Source organism: Haliea sp. (assembly GCF_040222615.1).
In the GTDB taxonomy this organism is placed as follows: domain Bacteria; phylum Pseudomonadota; class Gammaproteobacteria; order Pseudomonadales; family Halieaceae; genus Haliea.
In genome coordinates this window covers 19,315-27,651 of record NZ_JAVKCQ010000088.1, presented here as the reverse complement: position 1 = coordinate 27,651, position 8,337 = coordinate 19,315, and the positions used below count along the sequence as shown (strand labels likewise).

Here is an 8,337-nt window from a genome sequence, read left to right as displayed (position 1 = left end):
GCGGCGCTCACTGCGATCGCGACCCCGGGCAATCCGCAGCACCAGCAAGGCCAGGGCCAGGCTGGCGGCAACACCGGCGAGCAGCAGCTGCAGAGACTGCCCCGGAACCACGATCGCCGCCCTGAATTCCGGGGTCGTGCTCATCAGCAGGACCCAGGTACGGGTGCCCACGGTGACACTGCGCCGCTGCTGCCACTCGCCCGCCGCGGCCCGCTCGGCATGGGATATGGTGTCGGAGTTGAACAGCACCGAATCGGAATCGGCCGGCTCGCCGTCGTAGATGTCCAGGTCAATCACCGGGTTGATTTCCGGCCGCAGCCCGGCCATCAGGTCGACCACCCGGAACGGGACATCGACAAAGCCGATGGTCTGCGCGCGCCTGGCGGCAACGGTATCGGGCACTGTTCCCTGCGCGTAAACCGGCAGATACATGACGAAGGACGGTGACGGCTCGCGCAGCCGGTCCTGCGCCAGCACGATCGGTGCAGAGATGACGATGTCGCCGCTATCCCTGGCCAGATTCGCCGCCGTCCGCGCGTCCAGGGTTCGATAGATATCCAGACCCAGGGCTGCGAGATTGTCGCCCGCCAATGGCTCGATAAAAGCGATCGGAGCCAGGACTTCACCGTCACCGTCGGGGTGGATATGGTAGTCGACCGGCAGCTGGGAGCGAATCCTTGCCAGGTGCGCGGCCAACTCTTCCCGCCGCACCAGCTCCACCCAGGCGATACCCTGCAGGCCGGCGACATTCGAGGTCGCCTGCAACGCCCGGGCATAGGTGACAAACTCCCGGTAGTCCACCGCGTTGGAGCCGTGGAAAAACCCCTGGAGCCCGCGCATGACCACGGCGTAGGCATCCAGTTGCCGGTCGATGACCGCGAGCATCCTGTCCGTCTCGGCGAGGAACGCGTTCTCGACCAGGGAGTGCTCCCGCTGGCGGCTGTGGTCCCTGGCCAGCACACTGGCGGCCACGCCCATAGCCAATACCACCACCGCCAGCAGAGCAGGCAGGATGCCGGCATAGCGATGCCTGTAAACTTCGTCCATGGTGGTAAACGCCTCGCCTTGAGCGACTCCAACAATGCCGCATCGTGTCATGTTAGGCACGGTGTCAGCTACCTTGCAATGTCCCTCCCGACAGGCTGTGAACTGGTCGCGGATTTAGCCGACCCGGGATAGAAGCTCGCTCGGGGCGACACCCTGAACCACAGCGCAATTTTTACTAAAAGCAGGACTTGACGAGGGAGGCGTCAGCAAAGTTAAACTGCGGTTGCGGATTTCAGAGAACATATTTTGTCCGCGGAGTCCAACACGACGTGTTGACCCGGTTGCCAGGCGGCCCGCAGGGGCGCCGATAATAACGATTACGGAGCCTTACCATGCCGAAGTACCTTCGCACCCCCATAGCAGCTGCAATTATCGCCGCCACGTCGATTCCGGTAATGTCCGTGGCGCAGGCCCAGACCCTCGCCCTGGAGGAAGTCGTGGTCACCGCCCAGCGGCGCGAGACCCTGCTCCAGGAAACACCCATCGCCGTCACCGCCTTCAGCGCGGAGAAGATTGCTGATCTGGGCATCTACGATATTGCCGATATCGGCAGTTTCGCACCCAACACCAATATCCAGAAGCAGCCGTCCTCCAACTCCAACATGTCGATCTATATCCGCGGCGTGGGCAGCGGCGAAACCTCGCTGATGGTGGACCCCAAAACCAGTTTCTATCTGGACGGGGTCTACATGAGCAAGACGGTGGGCTCGGTATTCGACATCGTTGACCTGCAATCTGTCGAGGTCCTGCGGGGTCCACAGGGCACCCTGTTCGGCCGCAACAGCACCGGCGGGGCGGTTAACGTGACCACCATCAAGCCGACCGGCGAGCTCGGCGGCAAGCTCCAGGGCAGCATTGGCAACGACGGCTATCGCCGCGTCGCCGGCTCCGTGGACCTGCCAAAAATGGGTGACGTACTGTCCATGAAGCTGTCGGCTGCCAAGATGGAGTACGACGGCTGGGCAAAGAATGACTGGCCGGGCGGCGAAGCGAACCTGGGCAGCGAGGACAATACCGCCTATCGGGTAGCGCTGCGCCTGGAGCCGTCCGAAAGCCTGGTGGTCGACTACACCTTCGACCGCACCGACAACATCGGTGTCCCCACCCCATTCCAGATCTCCAAGGTCAAGGACAGCATCTACAACGGCTTCACCGACACGCCGTTCCCCTACACCTTCCTCGGCGGAGAAATTTTCCAGCAGATGGCCGCCACCGTGGGCGACCCGACCAAGCGGCGTGAACAGTACACCCTGGACGGAGTGAGCGACGAATACCTGGAAGTGGACGGCCACAACCTGACGGTTTCCTGGGAACTGGAACCGTTCATGGTCAAATACATCTACGCCAAGCGCGACACCGACTCCGGCTACGCCTCCACGGACCTGGACGGCGGCGCCTACACCATGCGCGACCTGTTCTACGGCGGTGGCCAGTCCATCCCCACCCAGGGCTTCCAGGCTGCGATAGACGAGGGCTGGATCAAGCTGGAAACGCACGAACTGCAGCTCATTGGCGATGCCATGGATGACCGCCTGCAGTACACCGTCGGCCTCTATTACTATGAGGAAGACATCTACCAGGACAACCCGCAAACCTTTGCCCTGCCGATCCAGTTCCTGGTGGGCAGCCCAATTGGCGGCGCCTTCATCGGTGCCGGCTTCTGCAACGACTTCGGCACCGGCCCGGTGTGCCAGGGCAGCCAGCGCCTGCCGTTGCCATTCCCCTTCCCGGGCGCGGATCCGAACTCCAACGGCCTGGTCGACTTCATTTATGGACAGACCACGGAATCCAGCGCGGTATATGGGCAGGCAACCTATTCCCTCACCGAGGAACTGGATATCACCGTCGGCCTGCGTTACACGGAGGACAAGCGTGACGGCTTCCTGTTCAATGAGAGCCTGGGCCACAGCAGCATCGATGACAAGCTGACCAACCGCGACAAGTGGGATGACCTGAGCTACCTGCTCACCCTGAACTATTCGGTGTCTCCGGACATGAATGTCTACTTCACCCATTCCACCGGCTACAACGGCGGCGGCTTCAACTCCCGGGCCTCAACCGTCACCGCCTGGGATGAGGCCTATAATGAAGAAACGCTGGATTCCTACGAACTTGGGATCAAGTCCGACTGGCTCAATCAGCGCCTGCGGGTCAACGCCGCCCTGTTCTACAACGATTACCAGGATATGCAGATTGCGGTCTTTGAGGCGGGCAGCGGTGGCGCCTCCAGCCGGATTACCAACGCCGGGTCGTCGACTTACCAGGGGCTGGAACTCGAGCTTTTCGCCCTGCTCAGTGAAAACATCACCCTGGACCTGACCTACGGTTACCTGGATGCAGAGTTCGATGAGTACAATGCCCGCAACCCGGTCACCAACCAGATCGAGAACATCGCCAGTGTCACCACGGTAACCCGTGCCCCGGAGAACACCGGCGCCCTGGGGCTGCAGTACAGCCTGCCCAACACCGGCGTCGGTGCGCTCAGCGCACGGGTGGATATCACCTATACCGACAGCATGACCTTCCACCCCTTCCAGAACCAGTTCGACTCATCGGAAAGCCGCACAGTGGCCAATGCCCGCCTGACGCTGGATGAATTGTCGGTCGGTGAGGGCGGGGAGTTGCGCCTGTCGGCCTGGGTCAAGAACTTCACCGACGAGGAGTACCGGGAGTGGGGTATCGACTTCGGCACCCTGGGCTTTGCCGGCAACACCTGGAACCAGCCGCGCACCTTCGGTTTCGACGTGATCTACCAGTTCTAGGAACTACCGCGCTCCATCCAAGGGCCAGCCTCGCGCTGGCCCTTTTTTTTGCTTCGCGTTTGCTCCCCCCGCCCCCGGCTGTTCGAAAAAGTTCTTATTGCTGCCACAAATCTGCCACCGCAGTGCAATACCCCACTCCTAAGCTCAACTGTCAGTGGACCCGGTGACAGAGCGGGTCACTGGCCGCACGGTGGGCTCCGCAACCGGACACCGACCATGCTCGAACCCCAAACCGACAGCGCAGGATTGAAAACATGGATCATGATGAAGGCAGCAGCAACCCCTCCAGCAATCGCACATTCGTGGATGTCCTCACCGGCTACGCCTCACGCCGGCAGGTCATGAAGGGCGGCCTGACCCTGGCCGCCGGCACATTCTTTGGCAGCTCCCTCGCCACGGCCGCCAAGGGCGGCAAGCCCGGGCACACAGGGCCGGCGGGGAAAAAACGGCAGAATGGCCTGGTCCACTTCACCCCGGTGCCTGTGGCCGAGGGCACGGGCCCGATGCCTGCAATTTCCGCGGACTACCAGTACCAGGTTCTGATCCCCTGGGGTACCCACCTCGAAAACCCCGACCTGGATTACCTCGGCGACCCGGGCAGCCGTCCCACTCCCACGCAACAGACGCGACAGGTCGGCATCGGCCACGATGGCATGTGGTTTTTTCCCTTCCGCGGCAGCAACACCCGCGGTCTGCTGGCGATCAACCACGAGTTTGGCGACAACTTCCAGGTGTTCGGCAAGTCATTTCCGGAGAACGGGGATGACGTATTGATATCCCAGCATGCCCACGGGATCTCAGTGGTCGAAGTCCGCAAGAAGCGCAGCCATTGGGAGCTGGTCAGGGGCAGCGAGTACAACCGCAGGGTCCACGGCAACACTCCGGTGGCATTCAGCGGCCCAGTGGCCGACAGCGAGCTTATCGCGGGCGACGGCGTCCCCTTGGGCACGCTCAACAACTGCGCCAACGGCTATACGCCCTGGGGCACGTACCTCACCTGCGAGGAAAACTTCAATGGCTATTTCAACCTCGCACCCGGCTCCTCCTGGACGGCGACTGCGGAACAGGCACGCTATGGCTTTAGCGGCGGCGGCTTCGGCTATGGCTGGGGCAACTTCGATGAACGCTTCGACCTCGGCCGTGCCGACAACAGCGCCTTCCGCAATGAGGAAAACCGTTTCGGCTGGGTTGTAGAAGTCGATCCCTTCAACCCCGATGCCGCGCCGGTCAAGCGTACCGCGCTGGGCCGCTTCAAACACGAGGGCATCGCCGTTGTCGAAGGTCGTGGGGGCCGTATCGTCGGCTACATGGGCGACGATGAGCGATTTGACTACATCTACAAATTTGTCTCCGCGGGCAACTGGAAATCCATGCGCGCCCAGGGCCTGAGCCCGCTGGATCACGGCACCCTGTATGCGGCGAAGTTCAACGACGACGGCAGCGGCGAATGGCTGGAACTCTCACCCGACAATCCGGCCCTCGCAGGCATGAGCCTGGAAGAGATCCTGACCTACGCCCGCATAGCTGCCGACAAGGCTGGCGCCACCCCCATGGACCGCCCGGAGTGGACCGCCGTGGCTCCGAATGGTGATGTCTACTGCGCCCTGACCAACAACAGCCGGCGCACGGTGGCAGACGCTGCCAACCCCCTGGCACCCAATGCCGACGGTCATATCATCCGCTGGCATGACAGCGGGCGGCACACCGGTCTGCGCTTCACCTGGGATATCTTTGTCATCGCCCAGGACACCCACGGGGAAGGCGACGAACGCACCTTCTCGTCTCCCGACGGCATCTGGATCGATCCCGATGGGCGTATTTTCATCCAGACCGATGGCGGCCAGAAAAAGCGGCTCAACAACCAAATGGTGGTCGCCAGCACCTACGACAGCGGCCCGGACCTGGATGTTCGGCGCCTGTTTGCCGGCGTGAGCGGGGATGAGATTACCGGCATCACGGTAACCCCCGACCGGCGCACCATGTTCATCAATACCCAGCACCCGGGCGACGGCAATCCGGCGCTGAGCAACTTCCCCGCAGCGACCGACGGTGTGACCATACCCCGCGACTGCACCATCGTCATCACCCGCAGGGACGGTGGCGTGATCGGTTCCTGACCTCCGGTACTCGCGACCTCAACCCCGCGACCGGCAGCCGGTCGCGGGGTTTTTATTGCCTGAGTTGCAGCGCGCGCCGGGGCATATCCAGCGCCTGCAGGATCTTCATCCGCAACTGCGGGTTATAATCCGGCCTGTCCGCCAAAAACTCCTGAACGGTAGCCACGGCCTCCGCCGAATTGTGGTTATCCAGCGTTGCGTGCAGCCAGCCCGAGGGGAAAAAGATGTCTCCCGTAACCTGGATTTCCTCCAATAGCTCAAGGCTGGGCTGGATATAGCGCAACGAATGCGCAGTGCGCGACGGGTGATGGAGATAAGCCAGGGCATCCAGCACCCAGCTCTCCGTGGCCCTGTTGGCCGGGTCCGCCAGACTGGCAAAAAATCGGTCGCGAACCGTGGTATCGGGCGCGAGTGCGGGCGCCAAAAACGCCAGCCGGCGACGACTGTCGGGGTTGCTGGTGTTCTCCAGCTGCGCGCTGACGATCGCGTCCGCCTGTTCCGGCAAGCGCAGCGCGAGGCGCTCAGCCAGACCAATCAGGTCATTCTCTGACAGCTGCAACCCCGGCACCGACTCTTCTCCCTGCCAGATGGCCAGCAGGCGCTGCAGCGAATCCGGCGCCACCGCCAGCAGGGACAGGCTGTCGAACAACAGCCTGGTGCGGCCGGGCTCATCGCTGGCTGCGACCCCCTGCCACAGGGCCGCCTCCAGCTGCGGCTGCAGGCGCTGGCGAGCTGCCCCGGGCAGCAGCGACTGTTGCAGTCGGCCCAGCTGTGACAGGGCCGTAGCGAGGAGCAACTGGTTGGGCTCACGGGCTACAATCCTCAACAAGGCGTCGCTGTAGGCGTCCGCCGCAACACCACTCCCGCCCAGCGCGCTCTCGTAGAGGTCCAGCAGCAACCGGCCCCGCTGCACCAGGGCCAGCTCATCCCAGGCCTCAAGCTCGGCCAGCCGTGCCGGTCGGGGCCCGTAGAACAGAGCTTCGTCGGACACCTGCAGGGAGGCATCGGGAAAACCGCTGCCGTGCACCCAGACCTCGCTCCAGGCCTGCAGGTCCACCTCGGTCAGCGGGTCGAGAATCCCGACCAGCGCCGGCCAGGTGGCGTTGCCGTAGGCATGCCGGGCGAGATGCTCCCGCATGCCGCGGCGGAACGACTCCTCCCCCAGCATCTGCTCCAGCTGCCGCATCATGATCGGCGCCTTGTTGTAGATGATGTGGCCGTACAGCTGCCCTGCCTGGTTGAGGTTGTCGAGGTGCTGGCGAATGGGATGGGCGCCCGCCGAGCGGTCGACCGCGTAAGCGGCGGGATAGTGGCGCAGCAGGAAATTCAGTTCGTGGTCAATGTCGGGGAAGCCCGGATTGACCATTTTCGCCGCCATGAAATTGGCGAATACTTCCTTGGTCCAGACATCGTTGAACCAGCGCATGGTCACCAGGTTGCCAAACCACATATGGGCAACCTCGTGGGCGATCAGGCTGGCGCGGCGCAGGAGCTCCTCGTCGGTGGGATTCTCATCCAGCAGCAGCAACTCGGCCCGGTACTGGATGGCACCCACATGCTCCATGCCACCGTACGGGAAAGCGGGAATCAGCGCGAAGTCGAGCTTGGCAAACGGGAAGTCAATGCCGGTGTAGTCTTCCAGCCAGGCAACCGCCGCCCGGTGCTGGGCAAAGACGGCCTCCAGGTTGCGGGCGAGCTTGTCCGGGTCGGTTTCCCGGTGCAGCATGGTCATGCTGCGCTCCCCCCAGGGCTCTCGCACCGACTCGAAGCGCCCGGCGACAAAGGAAAACAGGTAGGAGCTGATGGGTTCGGTGACCGCGAACCGGTGCAGGGTCGCCCCCGCCACCGGCTCTGCCGCCAGCAGCGGGCCGTTGGCCAGGGCCTTCCACTCCTCGGGCAGGCTGAGGCTGAGTTCCCAGCTTGCCTTCAGGTCGGGCTGATCAAAGAGCGGAAAGGCCGTGCGTGCCCGGTCCGGTACAAACAGCGTAAACAGATAATCCGGGTTGCGATTGAGGCTGCCGTCACCGGCGTCAAAGGTTATCGCCACGGTGTTGCTGCCAGCTCGCAGGGATTCCGCCGGCAACAGAATATGCTCGCGGTACGGCGTGACCGCCAGCTGGCTGCCGTTGACCGCCACCGCCGAGACGGCCTCGGGCGGGGCGCGGAAGTCCAGCTGCAGGGGCAGGTCAGCGCGGGTGAGGGCAAAGCGGATCTCCATCTGGCCGCCAATCGGCTGCGCCTGATCCGCGGGAATGTCGAAGTGCAGCGTATACTGCAACTGCGAAAGCCGCTCCGCACGCTGCTCCGCCAGACCCAACGCCACCCCTGGCTCCACCGGTATCCCCTCCACCTGGCCACAGGCCCCCAGCAATCCCATCAACAACCCTGCAAGTACGCGCATCGAATATCCT

4 protein-coding genes are annotated in these 8,337 nt (G+C 63.2%); 2 read left to right on the top strand and 2 right to left on the bottom strand.

Going from position 1 to position 8,337, the window contains the following annotated elements:
* Window positions 1-1,047: CHASE domain-containing protein (locus RJQ10_RS07625; RefSeq protein ID WP_350145246.1), on the bottom strand; the 1,047-nt coding region annotated here is incomplete at its 3' end.
* Between the two features lie 332 nt (window positions 1,048-1,379).
* Between RJQ10_RS07625 and RJQ10_RS07620 the strand changes: the two genes are divergently transcribed.
* The gene (locus RJQ10_RS07620; RefSeq protein ID WP_350145244.1) at window positions 1,380-3,809 is read left to right on the top strand and encodes a TonB-dependent receptor; all 2,430 of its coding nucleotides are present in this window, start codon (window positions 1,380-1,382) and stop codon (window positions 3,807-3,809) included.
* A 254-nt stretch (window positions 3,810-4,063) separates the two neighbouring features.
* Window positions 4,064-5,926, top strand: a complete 1,863-nt coding sequence (locus RJQ10_RS07615) for a PhoX family protein (RefSeq protein ID WP_350145242.1) — start codon at window positions 4,064-4,066, stop codon at window positions 5,924-5,926.
* A 52-nt stretch (window positions 5,927-5,978) separates the two neighbouring features.
* Here RJQ10_RS07615 and RJQ10_RS07610 read toward each other — a convergent pair whose 3' ends face one another.
* Complete coding sequence (locus tag RJQ10_RS07610) at window positions 5,979-8,327, bottom strand: M1 family metallopeptidase (protein ID WP_350145240.1); 2,349 nt, start codon at window positions 8,325-8,327, stop codon at window positions 5,979-5,981.
* Between the last annotated feature and the right edge of the window lie 10 nt (window positions 8,328-8,337).